Origin of the sequence: Psychrobacter sp. NPDC077938 (genome assembly GCF_044542635.1) — a bacterium.
Classification (GTDB): Bacteria; Pseudomonadota; Gammaproteobacteria; order Pseudomonadales; family Moraxellaceae; genus Psychrobacter.
In genome coordinates this window covers 3,831-5,433 of record NZ_JBITUW010000010.1, presented here as the reverse complement: position 1 = coordinate 5,433, position 1,603 = coordinate 3,831, and the positions used below count along the sequence as shown (strand labels likewise).

General features: G+C 48.7%; 1 rRNA gene (running past one end of the window). It reads right to left on the bottom strand.

What is annotated here, in order from left to right:
• Positions 1–225: 225 nt before the first annotated feature.
• Positions 226–1,603: ribosomal RNA gene (locus tag ACIGBM_RS13405) — 23S ribosomal RNA — on the bottom strand (it continues 1,577 nt past the right edge of the window).

Below are 1,603 nucleotides of genomic sequence, written 5' to 3'. Positions count from 1 at the left end.
GAAGGGATCAGGTGGGGCCATCGCGCTATTGTCGTCAGCAAAGGGGGTTAGATATGAGTCTGTTATTTTTATTGTTTGACTATAAATGTTTAGTTTATGGTCGATCAACTTGTAACCTAACTGAATCAAGGTTAAAGGTGATATCGAAATGTTCTTTCTTATTCTATAGCCTGAGCTATACAAGATAGATTAATTAGACTTGTATACAAACCACTTGGGTGTTGTATGGTCAAGCCAAACGAGCAATTAGTACAGGTTAGCTACACGCATCGCTGCGCTTCCACACCCTGCCTATCAACGTCCTAGTCTTGAACGGCTCTTTAGGGAAATCTAATCTTGAGGTGGGCTTCCCGCTTAGATGCTTTCAGCGGTTATCCCATCCGAACGTAGCTACCGGGCAATGCCACTGGCGTGACAACCCGAACACCAGAGGTTCGTCCACTCTGGTCCTCTCGTACTAGGAGCAGATCCTCTCAAATTTCCAACGCCCACGGTAGATAGGGACCGAACTGTCTCACGACGTTCTAAACCCAGCTCGCGTACCTCTTTAAATGGCGAACAGCCATACCCTTAGGACCTGCTTCAGCCCTAGGATGAGATGAGCCGACATCGAGGTGCCAAACACCGCCGTCGATATGAACTCTTGGGCGGTATCAGCCTGTTATCCCCAGAGTACCTTTTATCCGTTGAGCGATGGCCCTTCCATACAGAACCACCGGATCACTAAGACCTACTTTCGTACCTGCTCGACTTGTGGGTCTCGCAGTTAAGCGCGCTTTTGCCTTTATACTCTACGACCGATTTCCGACCGGTCTGAGCGCACCTTCGTACTCCTCCGTTACTCTTTAGGAGGAGACCGCCCCAGTCAAACTACCCACCATACATTGTCCTCGGTATTGTTATACCTGAGTTAGAACCCCAACATGACCAGGGTGGTATTTCAAGATTGGCTCCACCGAGACTAGCGTCTCGGCTTCAAAGCCTCCCACCTATCCTGCACAAGTCAGGTCAAAGTTCAATGTAAAGCTGTAGTAAAGGTTCACGGGGTCTTTCCGTCTAGCCGCGGGTACACAGCATCTTCACTGCGATTTCGATTTCACTGAGTCTCTGCTGGAGACAGCGCTGCCATCATTATGTCATTCGTGCAGGTCGGAACTTACCCGACAAGGAATTTCGCTACCTTAGGACCGTTATAGTTACGGCCGCCGTTTACTGGGGCTTCGATCAAGAGCTTCGCTTACGCTAACCCCATCAATTAACCTTCCAGCACCGGGCAGACATCACACCCTATACGTCCACTTTCGTGTTTGCAGAGTGCTGTGTTTTTAATAAACAGTTGCAGCAGCCTGGTATCTGCGACTGCCAACAGCTCAAGGAGCAAGTCCTATCACCATCAACAGCGTACCTTCTCCCGAAGTTACGGTACCATTTTGCCTAGTTCCTTCAGCAGAGTTCTCTCAAGCGCCTTGGTATTCTCTACCTGATCACCTGTGTCGGTTTAGGGTACGATTCGTTTATAACTATTGCTTAGAAGCTTTTCCTGGAAGCATGGTATTTGCCACTTCGCTGTACAAGTACAGCTTGCTATCAGATCTCGGTATAG